The organism is Coleofasciculus sp. E2-BRE-01 (genome assembly GCF_040221695.1).
In the GTDB taxonomy this organism is placed as follows: Bacteria; Cyanobacteriota; Cyanobacteriia; order Cyanobacteriales; family Coleofasciculaceae; genus Coleofasciculus.
In genome coordinates this window covers 12,436-27,336 of record NZ_JAVKEA010000170.1, presented here as the reverse complement: position 1 = coordinate 27,336, position 14,901 = coordinate 12,436, and the positions used below count along the sequence as shown (strand labels likewise).

Genomic DNA, 14,901 nt, shown 5'->3' with positions numbered 1-14,901 from the left:
AGCAAGAGATTTCCATCTTCAGAAAGGCTATTCTTAAGGAAAAGAACTCAGGTAATCGCCATGAATAAGCTGCGGTGGATCGCTGGTTTAGGTCTAGTTGCTCTGCTCGTCAGTAGCTGCACCCGTCAAAATAACCAAGTCAGTCAAACCCCAAAACCTGAATCATCTGTAGCTACAGCCCCGACACAACCTGAAGCTGAAACTGCCAACAATCGAAGCAAAACCCTAGTTCCTCCACCACCAGCCGGACTGATTCCGTCGAGCCGATTGATTGAGATACCTGTTGCTAAAGCGCGTCAAGATCCGTTTAGTACGGTTAAGGTTGTACCGAATCAACAGTCTACTCCGACAAAGACAACTCAACCGACTCAGCCTCAACCAGCTAAAACGCAACCCTCCCAGCCAAAAGCGTCTGAAACTCCAGCCAAAACTCAACCTTCCCCAACTTCAGAACCTAAACGCCAACCCTCTCCGACTAAATCCTCTCCCACTCCCGCCGCGAACGAAAAATCACCTGAACCCCCAGCCCCTAAAACTCAAGAACCCAAGCCTCAACCGTCTCCAGCGCCTAGCGAGACAACCGTTATTGAGGAACCGCCCGCCCCTTCTACTGAACTGGCTGATGCGGCAAAAGTGAGTGGTGTGATGCAGCTTGAGGGACAATGGAATGCAATTGTCAAGGCGTCAGCGAACACAACCAGCCGCTATGTGCGGGCGGGGGATTCTTTGTTGAATGGCGCAGTAAAGGTTAAGCGTATTGAATTAGGTAAAAATCAGGAACCGTTAGTGATTTTGGAACAAAATGGCGTTGAAGTGATTAAATATGTTGGTAGTGGCAATGGCTTGGTAGCCAGTGCCGATTAGAGCATCAGTTGAGTAAACGATAGGTTGGGTTTCGTTGCTGCAACCCAACCTACAACTTCCTACGGGGAAAAATGAAACATGGGCATAGAATCTGAGTTTTTGCTCCTCAGCTATTACCCAAATGCTTCGCTATTACATCATCTAAGTAGGGGATACAGGTAATTAGGCACCAGGCATCGTACCTGTAGAGCTGATACCAGCACCACCTTCGGCTTTGTGCTGCCATTGACCATGTTCACTCTGTTCGTAGCTGTTTTTAACCGAATTCCATGCCACTTGATGGGCTTGGTTATCGTTGAGTCCATCGCGAGATGCGCTATTATAGGCAGCACAGAAAATCTGCTGAGCGCCTTGAGGAAGTTGTTCTTTTACGTCGTTTGGTAATTCTTCGATGTTTTGATAAGGCATAATTATTTTCCGTGAGTTATTTGGGTCACGTCTACTAGCAAATCAAAGGGATTCTCAAAAATCATCTTTCTGTAGCTGTATATACGACTCTACCTATAATGGGGGAGGTAAAAGAGGACGGGTTTTGCTACATCCATAATCTTTGATTGGTTGACATACTTCCTTCGCTAAATCTGGCGTTTATAGCGAACTTTTTGCCATGGCGATTAAAATCGCTGCTACACAAACAAAGTTTCTTGACCGATGTCCTAGGGAAAGTTCAGATCAAAATACCCCAGCGTTAAAACTGGGGCATTCATTTATTAAATTTTTTCTGTTATAGATTGGGAGAGTAGACTCCCTGGCTGAATGCATGATAATCTGGAGTAGACCTCAACAAACAAATCATCGTCTTTTGGTCGGAGAAAGAGTAACCAATTCAGCGGCTGTTTTCCGGAAGGGATATAACCGTTCGATGCCCAGAAGCGACAGAACAATCAAAACCTGAATAGCCCATGGTGCCATAGCAAACCCAAAAATTAAGCAAAATATAGCACTACCTATAGCTAAAACCCGGGAAACTTCGTGAGAGGCGCGTAAAGACAGCCAGAGACTTGCGATGGCGCTGAGCAAAAGAATCAGGAAGATTGGAAGCATAGCGATCACCTCTTAAAAGTTCCTAGAGGGCTTCCATCCGATTCAACGACTGCGAAACCCTCAATGTTATCTACGCTAACATTGATTGATTAGAGAAAATTGTAATATTAATAACCAGTTCAGTTTTTTTCAGAAATCTTTGCATAACTTCGTATTCTTCAGGCAGAGGTGGAAGCATTTGCCTGCAAAAATCCGCATAACCAGTCCTTCAAGTGATAAGTAGCACGGCAATCATCTTCATTGTAGCGTTGAATAATCTCCAGTACCGTGCGATCGCCTGTTGTCAACCACTGCTCATAGAGACAGACGCATTGAGAACCCGTTACCGCCGCATCGCGCCACTCAAAGCCTAACCACCGCGCTAAATGTTTGAGCGAATAGCTTTCCACGGGTAAGGTAACAGTACTCATAACGTGCTGATGAACATCGACAAAGCGCGACAGTAAGGGCTGTAGCTGGGTGAATGGGGTTTTGTAAAGTTTAGCTAAGCGCTTGACCGTTTCGACTTCATAATCCGAAAAATGAAAGATGGGAGCATCCGGGTAGAGCCACACCAACTCTAAAAATTGCTGCCAGATCAGGGCTTCATCGTCGGGATGTTCTGCCAAGAAGGGGTGAAATGTCTCGGTATTGGTGGAGCGATCAACTACCAAGATACCTAGTAAATAGTCCAGGTTTAAGTCGGGTTGAGCCTCGATATCAAAGAAGAGTTCGACAGAGGCTTGGGGTAATCGATCCGTATATCCCATCGAAGGCTGAAACTCTGAGTAAGAATTAACTCCAGCACCATTGGCATTGTTCTCCGATTCCGTCAACCTGTCGAATGGTGGAGTCTCTCTAGCTGGCTCAACTCTCTGACGCAGAATTACCCGATTGTGCTGAATCGATTGAGCCTGTTGCACTAAATTTAACGCCACTTCGCTGCCAAACTCATAAGCCAAGGTGCTAATCTCAGCTTGGGCAAGGGATTCTACCGTCGTTATCTCTAACTCCTGTAAACTCTGGTAGCGCTTTGGCGTAACACCGGGTATCAACGAAATATGCTTTTGAGATTGCGCGATCGCATAACAGCTACTATGCCAATGGCAAAGCCCGCATTTTTGCCGTGAGATAAAGACTTCCGGCGCTTGAGGTTGTTGCAGAGTTTGAATACAGTCTGCCAACTCCGCCTGCATCAAGGGTAGCCATTTATCCAGAGTCACCGAGTAAGCATTTTGACGCCGTAAAATTAACCACGCCTGACTGGGCAAACTTCCTTGTATTTCAGCCAAAAGATGGGCATGAAACGCGGCGATGATTTGATAATCTGCCTTAGCCCGCCTGCCGAATTTAATCGAGACGGGAACATACATCCAATCCCCGAAAATCGAGTGTCCTGGCTGTTTGAGCAATAAATCAGGAGAACCCAGCAGCGTGACTCCCTCAACCGTTTGCCGGAACAAAAGTCCCTTAGCGATACAATCGACTCCTTGCTGCATCAACTCCCACGTCGCCTGCGCTCCCGCTTGCCAATCATCTCGCCCATAGTTAGGGGTTTGTATCGGTGTCAGGTTTGCTCCAGTCGGTAATAAGGATAGGAGCGGACTTTCTCCGGCAGAACCATAGCTTCCCTCGAATTCTGCGCTTTTGAGGATAGCTTGCCGATGCGCCGAACTATCTTGGCGCAGTTTCAGTAGAAAATCTTGGGGCGGATCTTTTTGACTCGGATCACCATAATAATCGAGAAACGCTCGACGCCGACAGCGTTTGTAATAGAGGAGCAATTCATCCGTCAGCAGCATAGCTTCATTGGGGATGGGGGATTGGTGATTGCTCATATTCGCGAAGCGCCAAGCACGCTCCGTCATTTTTCGTAGCACAGGGAACAAGGACTTTAAATTCATAATTCAAAACTCATAACTTAAAACTCGGTTAGGGCGGGTTTTGAATAAACGTTATCATTAATAGCTTGTGCGAAAATTCATAAACCCGCCCCTACACAATTAAAACTCAACATGAATCGCGGGAATCCCCGTCCTCCACGCGCCATCACAGGGAGGGATAGCGGGGCGACGTAGGTACGGAGTCGCTAGTGCAGCGTAGCAGAAATACTTGAGCCGCTCATCTTAGGGTAAAATGGAACCAAGAAAACGGTACTGTATTAAATTTTGTAAACACCCCTCCAACCCTACGAACTTCGCTGACATCGGTGCTATTTTTTCTCAACCTTTTCCGACTGTCCTCAAAACTTAACTTGTGAGGGGGTTTGGGGGAGCTATAAGTCCCACGCTGGAATCTGTGATGAGCGCGCCCTTGATACATGGACTCCCCCAAAATGCTCTCAAAACAAGGCATCTACTATACCTTGCCACTTGCGGTAGACTAAGCGATAATCAGTGCATGCTGAATCTAAATTACACTTATCGAATCTATCCTGACGCCGAACAAGTCGAGCTACTAAACGAGTGGCTCGAAACTTGTCGAGGTGTTTATAATTATGCTCTTAGGGAGCTAAAGGATTGGATTGCTTCAAGGAAGTGTCCGATAGATAGGTGTAGTTTAGAATCAGAATACATAATGAGTGCTGATTATCCTTTTCCCGGATATCAGCAACAGCAGAACAATTTGCCCAAAGCTAAAAAAGTTTACCCAAGACTAAAAGCAGTACCTTCTCAGGTATTGCAAATAACCATTAGGCGGCTACATGATGCTTGGGACTTTTTCCGAAATCGGGGTTATGGATTTCCAAGGTTCAAAAAGTATGGACAGATGAAGTCTATACTTTTTCCTCAATTCAAGACAAATCCTCTAACCGGATGGCAGATTAAATTGCCTAAACTTGGAAAAGTCCAAATTAACCTGCATCGCCCAATCCCTGATGGTTTTGTAATTAAGCAGGTTCGGGTAGTTAAAAAGGCGGTAGGTTGGTTCGCACTCATCAGCATTCAATCCGATATTTCTATTCCTGATGCTGTACCACATGGTCACTTCATCGGGGTAGACGTTGGGTTGAATAGTTACGCTTGCACCAGTGATGGCTTTGTAGAACCGGGACGTAAATTTTTCAAGGATATGCATCGTAGGCTGAAAGTGCGACAACGCAGGTTATCCAAGAAAGAGAAGCGTTCCCAGAACTATGAAAAAGCCAGAAGCAAAGTAGAACGACTACATAATCATATTGCATTCAAGCGCAAAGACTATCAGTATAAATTAGCTCATAAACTCTGCAACATGGCGGGGACTATCTTCTTAGAGGATATTGATTTCCGAACCATGGCAAAAGGGTTTTTAGGTAAGCATACAGTTGATGCAGGGTTTGGTCAGTTCAGGGATATTCTTGATTATGTGGGGAAGCAGCGAGGTGTTTACATTGCTGAAGTTGACCATAGAGGAACATCTCAAACTTGCCCGAATTGCCGCATCGAAGTCAAAAAAGAACTATCTGATAGATGGCATAGTTGTCCGGAATGCAAATATGAAGTCGATAGAGATATAGCCTCAGCACAGGAAATTTGTAATCGAGGCTATGAGCAATTGAGTACCCAGGGACTCTGGGGGAAAGAAATTGGCTGTCAAGTCGGGCTGTCGGGGGCGTTTAGCCTAGATAAGTGGCACAGGGCAGCAATGTCTAACAGCGATGTTGGAAGCCCACACCATAATCTCTGATTTGGTGTGGGAGGATGTCACTGTTCCTTTCTTGTTTTATTGTCATTCGCGCCTCATCCTTTCATCATATTGATGCCTTGATAAGCTGGCAAGTGGTTGGATTAAGGATGAACTGGATATTAGAAATAGGGGGTATCGCTTGTATCGCTATTGCCGCCATCAGGACTATTTTCAAGCGAATATCACTGACTTAAACCCGCCCCTACACACTCAAAACTTAGACTAAGGGAAACAGTTGATGAAGGTAAAACGCTAAAGCAGCACTAGCTACAGGTACGGTAAGATTATCCATGCCCCACTTCGAGAACATTTCTAAACCGGTAGCCCCTAACGCCACAGCGATAGGGAGTAACCACGTTTGCCAAATATTACCCTGAACCCCAAGTAGAATTGAACAACTGACCCCATAGCTGATGAGAGTCATTGTCAAAGAACCTTCCCAGCTTTTTGTCATCCCCCAGATTTGGTACTTATGCTGCCCAAATCGCTGACCAATTAATCCCGCTAGTCCATCTCCCCAGGTCATGACTAAAATGCCAATAGCAGCATAGTGGAATTGATGGGGCGACCAAAACCAGGCGATGAGGATGCCCATACTCACCGCATAGAAAAACGTACCAAAACTTCTACGTCCCACACTGTTGATACCGGGCAGAAATGGCACATAATACGACAAAAGTGCGATCGCGCTAGCGATGATGGATGCGGCTATACCCACCCAGGCGGGAATTTGTAACCACCAAGCCACCAAAATCACATTACCCGTCCCGATGTGAACCACTTTGCGGGCTAATTCTGAACTCGTAGAAGTCCGGCGATGGATTGTCTCAGCGGATAGCACAATCACACCTAGCCCCAGTGCCACAATACTAATGTGGAGCCATAACGCCGGAATTGATTCAAACCAAGGTAATGAGTCAAGCAAGAGTGAACCCGAATAACAGAGGAGTGTCTGATAACACTCTATTACAATCATGAAAATTTTATTAATTTGGCTGATTCGAGCCTACAGAACCTTAATTTCCCCGATCTTTCCGCCAACCTGTCGATTTCATCCAACCTGTTCAACCTATGCCCTACAAGCCATTGAACGCTTTGGTCCCTGGCGTGGAAGTTACCTAGCACTGCGGCGCATCTTACGTTGTCATCCATTTCATCCGGGGGGTTATGATCCGATTCCGGACGCAACTCCCAAGGATGAGAGGGGAGCTGGGGGAGCCGATCTGTAGGGGCAAGTTTTACCAATAACGTTTTAGCTCAAACTGATAACTTAACTCGCGCCCGCCCAGTTGTAGAGGTGAGTTTTACAGATTTCGCCAAGAGAGATAAATCCGCTAAATCGCGTATTAAGATTCATTACTATTGCTGAGGAAATTACGTAAGTAGAAATACACAATAGTAGTTAAGCACATACGACTTATCAAGGACTTACGCCATTGAGTTATCTAAGCAGTATCTCCGTGTCTAAACGTAAGTCCTTTTTCTTTGTAGGTCTTACCCTGACAGTCTGTTACCTTTAATTAAATTAACATTTATTTACATAAGTACACAATTTTCTCCGTAATTCCACGGTGATACAAATGAACTAGCTAGCAAAGTTCCGGAAATATACGGATTATTTCGCTCTTTGAGTTGGATATGTTCTAAGAGGAAACACTGTATTCTTTAGCCCCTGAGCGCTTGTTCTGACGGTCAGGGGATTTCTTGTACGTGTTTTGAGTCATTAGTCTGATGGCGGTGCTAGAAAACAAAGGACTAATGATCAAGGACAAGAACCATGAAACCCTATTACCAGATTCCGATTCGAGACTGTGGAGAACCCCTAGTTCCCATACCCTTGGAACGGTTCGCCGTGGAATCCCTTCATCCTTATGAAAAACTGGGCGCTCCTTACGGGAAGACATCGCCCTACCATTTGCGCCAGACAGTGTTAGAGGCATTAATCACAGCTCAACATTACCTGCAACAGCGATGTCCGGGTTGGCGTATCCTGATTTTTGATGCCTATCGTCCTGTAGCGGTTCAGGAATTTATGGTCAACCATACATTCGCTGAAGTGGTGCGATCGCAAAACCTCAACCCAGCGACTCTATCGGAATCAGAACGCCAGAAAATATGGCAGCAAGTGTATAAAATTTGGGCATTACCGAGTCCTGATCCCTTAACCCCACCACCTCATAGTACGGGTGCAGCCGTGGATATTACGCTCGTCAATGAGAAGAATGAGACGATTGACATGGGATCGGAGATTGACGAACTCTCACCCCGCTCTCATCCCGATTATTACGCCCAAGAATTGCACCTCCCCTATCATGCCCATCGGCAATTGTTACGGGATATCATGCAAAAGGCAGGATTTCAGCGTCATCCAGGGGAGTGGTGGCACTTCTGCTGCGGCGATCAGATGTGGGCGTGGTTGTGCCATCAACAGAACCCCAGCCAGAGGTTTATCGCTCGTTATGGTCGAGTGGCTGGTGAGTGAACTACCTACACCAAGCTAACGCTATGGTGTAGGCTTCGCGTCTCATTTGCCAATGCCGCCACACCAAAAGATGTATTGGTCTAAAGCGGATTTGGTATTAAACCGATATTCTGGTTGACTTCTCCCCTGGTTAAAAACGCAGGGGATTCTAAGAGGATACTGCGGGACGGGCTAAAGCCGCGTCCCTCCGTTTCATCTTCTTAGAGTTCCAGAGGAAAACCCTGGATGGCGCAGTCAAAAACGCCCTACTGACGCAAGGCTCAATCAAGACCTAGCTGTATCTCTACTTTGCGGAGGATATTGGCAGCCCCGTTAGCATCGGCGTTGACAAATTCTCCGTTTTTGGTGCGGTACATTCCTCGTTTTACTCGCTTCCCGCTCGGCATCCACCCTTTCGGCTTGGAGCCGAATACAGGCAGAGGGTCATTGCCCTTGAAAACTAGCTTTAGAGGTATAGCTTTCTTCAGTTTCTACAAACTGAATCCCGTATTGCTCACACAGTTGCTCAATCCTATGTTTAAGACGAGCAGTAGGAATTTGAACAAACTCCTGGTTCGTCTTTTTCCCTAACTCAATCCCATCTTTATGGCGTCGATTCCAACCGAAAACGACTGTTCCAATTCGATGTTGGAGGCAATGGTTGATAACGATACGAGCGGCTTGGTTAACCGCATCTCTTACTTGCCTATTGCGCCTTTCTGCAAGAGAGGCTAATTCTTCATTCCAAAATCCTTGAGATTTCCCCACCTTAATGGTTGCCACCCGTTTGTTGTAGAGCTGATTAAGACTCTTTAGTTTACGTCCATCAACAATGAAGCTGGTTCCTACATTAGAAACACAGGTCATCCAGTTGTTGAGTCCGGGGTCGATTCCTAGTACCCGTGAGGAGTCTACATCTGCTGTTATAGAAGGCAGGAGGTAGACAAACTCAGCATAGAAGCAGCCGTTGCGGGGAAGGATTCTCAGCTCTTTGATGTCTTTGAAGGCAAGATTAGATGGCTTATGAATGAAGAAATCCGCTATCTTGAACCATGTCTTGACTAGCGTTCCTAGCGGTATTCTGATTTGACCATCTTTAATCTTCAAAGCTTGTTTGGGATAACTAACAACAGAAAGACCGCCCTTCTTTAAATACTTAGGTAATCTAGGATTGTCCGCTATTTTTTCTTTTCTGAACGCCTTCATTAACCCATCAAACGATTTGAAAGATTCGCTAACTGTTCTTAGCGCTTGTTGAGCTGCTTGAGAGTAGAGGGCTTGGAAGTGTTTGTTGTTTTTGTACTCTTTTTCTAAGTCATATTTGCCGATAATCCGCCGACACTTAAACCAGACTTGACGAGCATAATAAATACCGCAGTTCATTAAGTTATTCGCTTCGGTGCAAATAAACTCTAGAACGGCGGCTAGCTCTTGATCTGGATTTAATAGTAATTGCTGACAACCGTACAAGAACATTCCCTCCTTGTTGATTTTTATATTATATCACTTGAGGGAATTATTGCGGGATAAATCCCGCTGTCTTTACGACTTGCTCGGTTTCATCCCCCGACTGAAGTGCGGGGGCTTTCACCATCGCTTATACTGTAAAGACGATTTTTTTGTTTGTCGATCACTCCCATCTGAACAGGTTATGGTTGCACCGAAACAAGTCTATGTTCTCTTATTCAATGCTCGTAGCGAAAACGAGGGGATTCACACCCTGCAAATCAGCGATCGCAATGTGGTGTTGATGTTTGAGTCAGAGGATGACGCCATCCGTTTTGGCGGGATGCTGGAAGCCCAAGATTTCCCCAATCCTTCTGTGGAAGCGCTGGAGGTTGAGGAAATTGAAGAATTCTGCCAAAGTGCTGGCTATGAGTGCCAACTCGTTGAAACCGGGATGTTGGCATTACCGCCGGAAACAAATGTGGAAAAAACAGACTGGCAACCTGATGGGACGCCAAATCAAGAACCAGAGATGTCTGATCTAGACCGAATTCGCCGTCAGCTAGAGGGATTGTTGTAATGAAAAAGTTGGAGGAACGGGGTTATCTGCTAACGGAACAGGTAAACCCTCAAAGTCAAAATCTCGACCAGCTTACCTCGCTAGAGTTAGTGGATTTGTTTAATCGCGAGGATGAGGAAACGATTCGTGCGATCGCTGCCGTTAGAACTCAACTAGCACAAGCCATTGAGCGCACGGCAAAAGCCCTGAAACAAGGAGGGCGTCTCTTTTATGTCGGTGCAGGGACTAGCGGACGCTTAGGGGTACTGGATGCGGCTGAATGTCCTCCCACCTTTTGTACACATCCCGAACTGGTACAAGGCGTTATCGCTGGCGGCGCCGGGGCGTTAATCCGAAGTTCAGAAAACTTGGAAGATCGGGAAGAAGATGGCAGTGACGCGATCGCGCACCGTCAGGTGACGGAATTGGATGTGGTGGTTGGCATTACCGCAGGTGGGACAACACCCTATGTACGCGGGGCGTTGCAAGCGGCACGACAACGCGGCGCTACGACAATTTTGCTTGCCTGTGTTCCCGCTGAACAAGTCAGTTATGAGGTAGATTTAGATATTCGCTTACTTGTTGGTCCAGAAATTCTCGCGGGTTCGACACGCTTAAAAGCCGGAACTGTGACCAAAATGGCATTGAATATCCTGTCTACAGGTGTAATGGTGCAACTCGGCAAAGTCTACGGTAATCGCATGGTCGATGTCGCGGTCACCAATAAAAAACTCCATGACCGTGCCTTACGAATTCTACAAGACCTGACTGACCTGAGTCGAGACGAAGCCGGATTTTTACTCGAACGCAGCGGACGCCGGGTGAAACTGGCACTGCTGATGCACTGGACAGGAGAAGATGCCCCAGTCTGCGATCGCCTGTTGAGTCAACAGCAAGGAAATCTCAGACAAGCATTACTCAGTTACCAGAACAGTGGTGATTGATTTGTTAACAGCGACTTTCCGCAGCATCCCCACTCAGCTACAGTAGAACTATTGGCTTTTGCTGCTACAAGTTTCATTAAACATGTTCAACGGATCAGAGACGACTGCAACAGTTTTACTTCTCCTTGTCGCCCTTGGCGTCATCGGTTGGGGATATAGGCGTGCCAGAACTTACGGCAAACTCGGCATCCTCGCCTGGTTGCAGTCCCTCGTGTTGACGGTTCCCTGGCTGATATTTTTTGTCTTATTGGCTGCCGGAATTTATCTGAATATTGTTGGTATCTTGTTTTTATTGGTGGTTTCAACCGGGATCTATATTTTCCTCGGCAAACGGTTGCGGGAAGAAGGTCAAGAAGCCGTCTTGCAGAAGCGTGCCAACCAATTACTCCATGAGAAATCTGATACCAACGACAGTCAAAATGTGTCGCCGCAAGAAGACACCTCAGCAACCGCCCCATCACCAGAGAGTAGTGGTCCGGCAGGGACTGAAGTTATACCCATTTCGCCAGACGATCTGAAGACTATCCAGGGAATTTTTGGTATCGATACATTCTTTGCCACAGAAACCATTCCCTATCAGGAAGGGGTGATATTTAAGGGGAATCTGCGTGGCGGTGAGCCTGAGGCGGTGCATTCCCGTTTATCTGCCAGTTTAGAACAACGGTTGGATGACCGCTACCGACTCTTTTTGGTTGAAGATCCCGAAGGAAAACCCGTGGTGATTGTTCTACCTAGTAGTAATGATCCGCAACCGCTCACGATTCCCCAGAAAATTTTGGCAGGGGTGTTGCTGGTGGCTACCATTGTTACTAGCTTAGAAGCGGCTGGATTTTTGCTCAATTTTGATTTATTTACCGCACCTGAACGGGTGAAGGAAACCTTGCCCTTAGGTTTGGGGATTTGCACAGTTTTGGCAGTTCACGAACTCGGTCATTTGTGGGCAGCACGGCGTCATCAGGTGCGCCTGAGTTTCCCATTTTTTATTCCCAGTTTACAAATTGGTTCCTTTGGGGCAATCACTCGTTTTGAATCATTGGTTCCTAACCGTAAAGCCTTGTTTGACATTGCCTTAGCTGGACCGGCGGCGGGTGGAATTGCGTCTGTTTTCCTACTGCTGTTGGGCTTGGTTTTGTCTCATCAAGGCAGTACCTTTCAGGTTCCGGCTCAATTTTTCCAAGGTTCGGTTTTGGTTGGTGGGTTAGCCCGGATTATTTTGGGAAATTCTCTGCAAGCACCCCTTGTTGATGTTCATCCCTTAACTATTATGGGTTGGCTGGGGTTAGTGATTAGTGCGTTGAATTTAATGCCAGCCGGACAGTTAGATGGGGGGCGGGTTGTTCAGGCTATCTATGGACGCAAAACGGCTCGCCGCACGACGATTGCGACGTTAATTATTTTGGGAATTGTGGCATTAGCGAATCCCTCGAATCCATTGATTTTGTATTGGGCAATTATCATTTTGTTTTTGCAGCGTTCTTTGGAACGTCCGAGTCTCAATGAAATTACCGAACCGGATGATACGAGAGCAATTTTAGGCTTAGTGGCGCTGTTTTTAATGGTGGCAACATTGATTCCCTTCACGCCAGCGTTAGCGGTGCGTTTGGGTATTGGTAGTTAAGGTAGGGGGAGTTTTGACCCTTCACGACTTTCAGTAAACCTGGTTTGTAGGGGCGGGTAATCGGATTTTCTTTTCGCTATTGATTGATAGTAACCTTTGTACAAAACCCGCTCTGACTGAGTGATAAACCTTCTGCCCTCTGCCTTTTGCTCATGAGTCCAGTCATCACTACCCTACTCGCTGAGTTTCTGTCTCAACCCAATATCGAGTCTTCTCCGGCTTGGGAGTTTCTAAATGGGTGTGCTATCCAAAAGCCAATGCCGACTCTGTTTCACTCGCGCCTACAACGCAATCTGGTTAATTACATCAACCGTCATACTGACGAGTTTGAAGCGGTTCAAGAGTTACGCTGTTTAGTGCCTCCCTACTCACCCGTGCCGGATATTTCCATTATTGCGATCGCGCGTCTTCCTGATGAGGATGGACCGTTCGATGGCACACCAGACTGGCTGATTGAAATTCGCTCCCCTGACCAAAGTACCCTAGACTTACAGAAGAAAATTATCCATTGTCTGAGCAATGGCACACAATTAGCTTGGTTAATTGACCCCACCCGTCAACAGATATGGGTTTGGCAGGGAGATGACCTGCCGATGGTATGCTCAGGATCGGACAAGTTACCAGCTTTGGGTAATTTGCCTGAACTCACTGTCAATACTGTAATGGCAATGACTCGGCGACAGTGAGGAATTGAAGCCGTTTAACCCGGCGGCGGCTAATTACTGGTTAGGGAGAGCGTTGGTGGGGTTGGGGGATTGGTTGGCAGCGAGAACGGCGTATGAAAGCTTGACTGAAACAACGAATGAAGACTTTGAACAGAATAAAGATGATTCAATCATTTTAATAGCTAATCCCAAAAGAGATCCAGTAGATAATGAATTAATTAGTTTGCAAGCTGTAGCTGCTGTGAATTGGAGTTATCATTTCAAAGTAAGAAACTACAAAGACAAGAAAACAGCTTACAAATCATCTTATTACTTAATCGAACAGAAAAATGTAATATTTACTGATATAGGAATTTTGGAATTAGTTGTTGAAAAAATTAAATAGTAGGCTCTCCTGTAATGAGTATAAATAGTGCGATCGCTTGATCGTGTAGGGTGCGTTAGCTAAAAGCGTAACGCACCTTCTCAATTGCCGATGGGATGTCCACGAATCCCTAACCCCAACAGCGATCGCATTTTGTTTGATTTATTGACAGGAGTGCAATGGCGAAACACCCATACTTTGGAGTTCGCCTTCTACTACCGTCATGCCATTTTTCCAAAGCTCATACTCACTCAGATCGATATCTTCATTCCACACAATCCCGTAGCCCCCTTGCTCAACCTTAAAGTTCTTGAAAAATGCAGGTTTACGAAGTGGAGCAAACTGAGGATTTCCGAAAAGATGAATAATATCATATTTCTTAACTTCTTGATTCGTAAATTCAATCACCAAGGTGTGATCGTTAATGGCTTTTGCTTGGCAAATTTTTGGGTATTTCATACTAGCTATTTTTAGTCTACTTTAAAGGAGGTAGTTTACGAAACTCTTGAGTATTCCACATCTGTAAAAGATCTTGCTGGTATAAATTTGCCCACTCTAGAACTAATTTCTGAGCGCGACTTGGTAAATCTCCTTCAATAATTTCCAATGATTCAATGCTCACTAAGGCATTGTACTCACCATAGATTGCATGAAAATGAGGCGGAGGGTGATCCCCAAAAAACACCTTAATCACAATTCCGTAGAACCGGGCAATCTCTGGCATAATTTATTCAATCACGATTATTGACTTACCCTAATTTTATCAAAGCCTGCGAGGTAACATTGCAGCCATGGCAATCGAAATTGAACGAAAATTTTTAGTGAAAGGCGATCAATGGCGCACCCTTGGTCAAGGAATGCTCTATCGTCAAGGTTATATTGCTACTCATAACCTGACGACGGTGCGCGTGCGTTTAGTTGGAGATCAGGGCTATCTGACGATTAAAGGGAAAACCGAGAATTTTTCTAGAGTCGAGTACGAGTATCCTATTCCCGGATCAGATGCTCAAGAAATGCTAGAGACATTGTGCGATCGCCCTTTAATTGAAAAGACACGCTATCGGATACAGTGTCAGGGTTTAGTCTGGGAGGTGGATGAGTTTATCGGTGAGAATGAAGGATTGATTTTTGCCGAAGTAGAACTAACGCAAGAAAATCAAGGTTTAGATTTACCGGATTGGATTGGTCAAGAAGTAACTGGAGATCCTAACTATTACAATGCGAATTTAGTTCGGCATCCCTTTAATCAGTGGTCATAAGTGTAGGGGCGGGTTTAGGGACTAAATTCAGA

The 14,901-nt window shown here is 45.8% G+C and carries 16 protein-coding genes and 1 pseudogene; 10 read left to right on the top strand and 7 right to left on the bottom strand.

Annotated features, from left to right (window positions below):
• Positions 1-60 precede the first annotated feature (60 nt).
• On the top strand, positions 61-864 hold the full coding sequence (locus tag RIG66_RS20880) for a hypothetical protein (RefSeq protein WP_446380656.1): 804 nt from the start codon (positions 61-63) through the stop codon (positions 862-864).
• 162 nt (positions 865-1,026) lie between these two features.
• Here RIG66_RS20880 and RIG66_RS20875 read toward each other — a convergent pair whose 3' ends face one another.
• From RIG66_RS20875 to RIG66_RS20865, 3 genes are all read right to left on the bottom strand, one after another.
• Positions 1,027-1,272, bottom strand: a complete 246-nt coding sequence (locus tag RIG66_RS20875; RefSeq protein ID WP_446380655.1) for a ChaB family protein — start codon at positions 1,270-1,272, stop codon at positions 1,027-1,029.
• A gap of 384 nt (positions 1,273-1,656) precedes the next feature.
• On the bottom strand, positions 1,657-1,908 hold the full coding sequence (locus RIG66_RS20870) for a hypothetical protein (RefSeq protein ID WP_071777185.1): 252 nt from the start codon (positions 1,906-1,908) through the stop codon (positions 1,657-1,659).
• Between the two features lie 158 nt (positions 1,909-2,066).
• A complete protein-coding gene (locus RIG66_RS20865; RefSeq protein WP_446380671.1) occupies positions 2,067-3,689 on the bottom strand; it encodes a TM0106 family RecB-like putative nuclease in 1,623 nt (540 codons plus the stop codon).
• 598 nt (positions 3,690-4,287) lie between these two features.
• On the opposite strand from RIG66_RS20865, the gene RIG66_RS20860 reads away from it, so the two are divergent.
• Positions 4,288-5,553 (top strand): RNA-guided endonuclease InsQ/TnpB family protein, encoded by a 1,266-nt coding sequence (locus tag RIG66_RS20860; RefSeq protein WP_446380654.1) that lies wholly within the window; start codon positions 4,288-4,290, stop codon positions 5,551-5,553.
• Between the two features lie 217 nt (positions 5,554-5,770).
• Here RIG66_RS20860 and RIG66_RS20855 read toward each other — a convergent pair whose 3' ends face one another.
• A complete protein-coding gene (locus RIG66_RS20855; RefSeq protein WP_446380670.1) occupies positions 5,771-6,478 on the bottom strand; it encodes a diacylglycerol/polyprenol kinase family protein in 708 nt (235 codons plus the stop codon).
• Between the two features lie 49 nt (positions 6,479-6,527).
• Between RIG66_RS20855 and yidD the strand changes: the two genes are divergently transcribed.
• Positions 6,528-6,782, top strand: a complete 255-nt coding sequence (gene yidD, locus RIG66_RS20850) for a membrane protein insertion efficiency factor YidD (protein WP_446380653.1) — start codon at positions 6,528-6,530, stop codon at positions 6,780-6,782.
• Positions 6,783-7,330: 548 nt separating this feature from the next.
• Entirely contained in the window at positions 7,331-8,035 is a 705-nt protein-coding gene (locus tag RIG66_RS20845) for a M15 family metallopeptidase (RefSeq protein ID WP_446380652.1), read from the top strand.
• A 148-nt stretch (positions 8,036-8,183) separates the two neighbouring features.
• On the opposite strand, the pseudogene RIG66_RS20840 reads toward RIG66_RS20845, so the two are convergent.
• Positions 8,184-9,484, bottom strand: a pseudogene (locus RIG66_RS20840) (RNA-guided endonuclease InsQ/TnpB family protein).
• Positions 9,485-9,665: 181 nt separating this feature from the next.
• Here RIG66_RS20840 and RIG66_RS20835 point away from each other — a divergent pair.
• The 5 genes from RIG66_RS20835 (at position 9,666) to RIG66_RS20815 (ending at position 13,631) form a co-directional block, all read left to right on the top strand.
• On the top strand, positions 9,666-10,040 hold the full coding sequence (locus tag RIG66_RS20835) for a DUF3110 domain-containing protein (RefSeq protein ID WP_446380651.1): 375 nt from the start codon (positions 9,666-9,668) through the stop codon (positions 10,038-10,040).
• Positions 10,040-10,963, top strand: a complete 924-nt coding sequence (gene murQ, locus RIG66_RS20830) for an N-acetylmuramic acid 6-phosphate etherase (RefSeq protein ID WP_446380650.1) — start codon at positions 10,040-10,042, stop codon at positions 10,961-10,963. Before RIG66_RS20835 ends, murQ begins: the two co-directional genes overlap by 1 nt.
• 82 nt (positions 10,964-11,045) lie before the next feature.
• A complete protein-coding gene (locus tag RIG66_RS20825; RefSeq protein ID WP_446380649.1) occupies positions 11,046-12,581 on the top strand; it encodes a site-2 protease family protein in 1,536 nt (511 codons plus the stop codon).
• A 152-nt stretch (positions 12,582-12,733) separates the two neighbouring features.
• Positions 12,734-13,267: a Uma2 family endonuclease gene (locus RIG66_RS20820; RefSeq protein ID WP_446380648.1), complete on the top strand. Its 534-nt coding sequence runs from the start codon at positions 12,734-12,736 to the stop codon at positions 13,265-13,267.
• Between the two features lie 4 nt (positions 13,268-13,271).
• Positions 13,272-13,631: a hypothetical protein gene (locus tag RIG66_RS20815; RefSeq protein ID WP_446380647.1), complete on the top strand. Its 360-nt coding sequence runs from the start codon at positions 13,272-13,274 to the stop codon at positions 13,629-13,631.
• 141 nt (positions 13,632-13,772) lie between these two features.
• Here the strand turns inward: RIG66_RS20815 and RIG66_RS20810 are convergent, their stop codons facing one another.
• On the bottom strand, positions 13,773-14,069 hold the full coding sequence (locus RIG66_RS20810; RefSeq protein WP_446342465.1) for a DUF2442 domain-containing protein: 297 nt from the start codon (positions 14,067-14,069) through the stop codon (positions 13,773-13,775).
• 16 nt (positions 14,070-14,085) lie between these two features.
• The gene (gene dhiT, locus RIG66_RS20805; RefSeq protein WP_006098319.1) at positions 14,086-14,334 is read right to left on the bottom strand and encodes a type II toxin-antitoxin system toxin DhiT; all 249 of its coding nucleotides are present in this window, start codon (positions 14,332-14,334) and stop codon (positions 14,086-14,088) included.
• Positions 14,335-14,401: 67 nt separating this feature from the next.
• On the opposite strand from dhiT, the gene RIG66_RS20800 reads away from it, so the two are divergent.
• Entirely contained in the window at positions 14,402-14,869 is a 468-nt protein-coding gene (locus RIG66_RS20800; protein WP_446380646.1) for a CYTH domain-containing protein, read from the top strand.
• Positions 14,870-14,901: the final 32 nt, after the last annotated feature.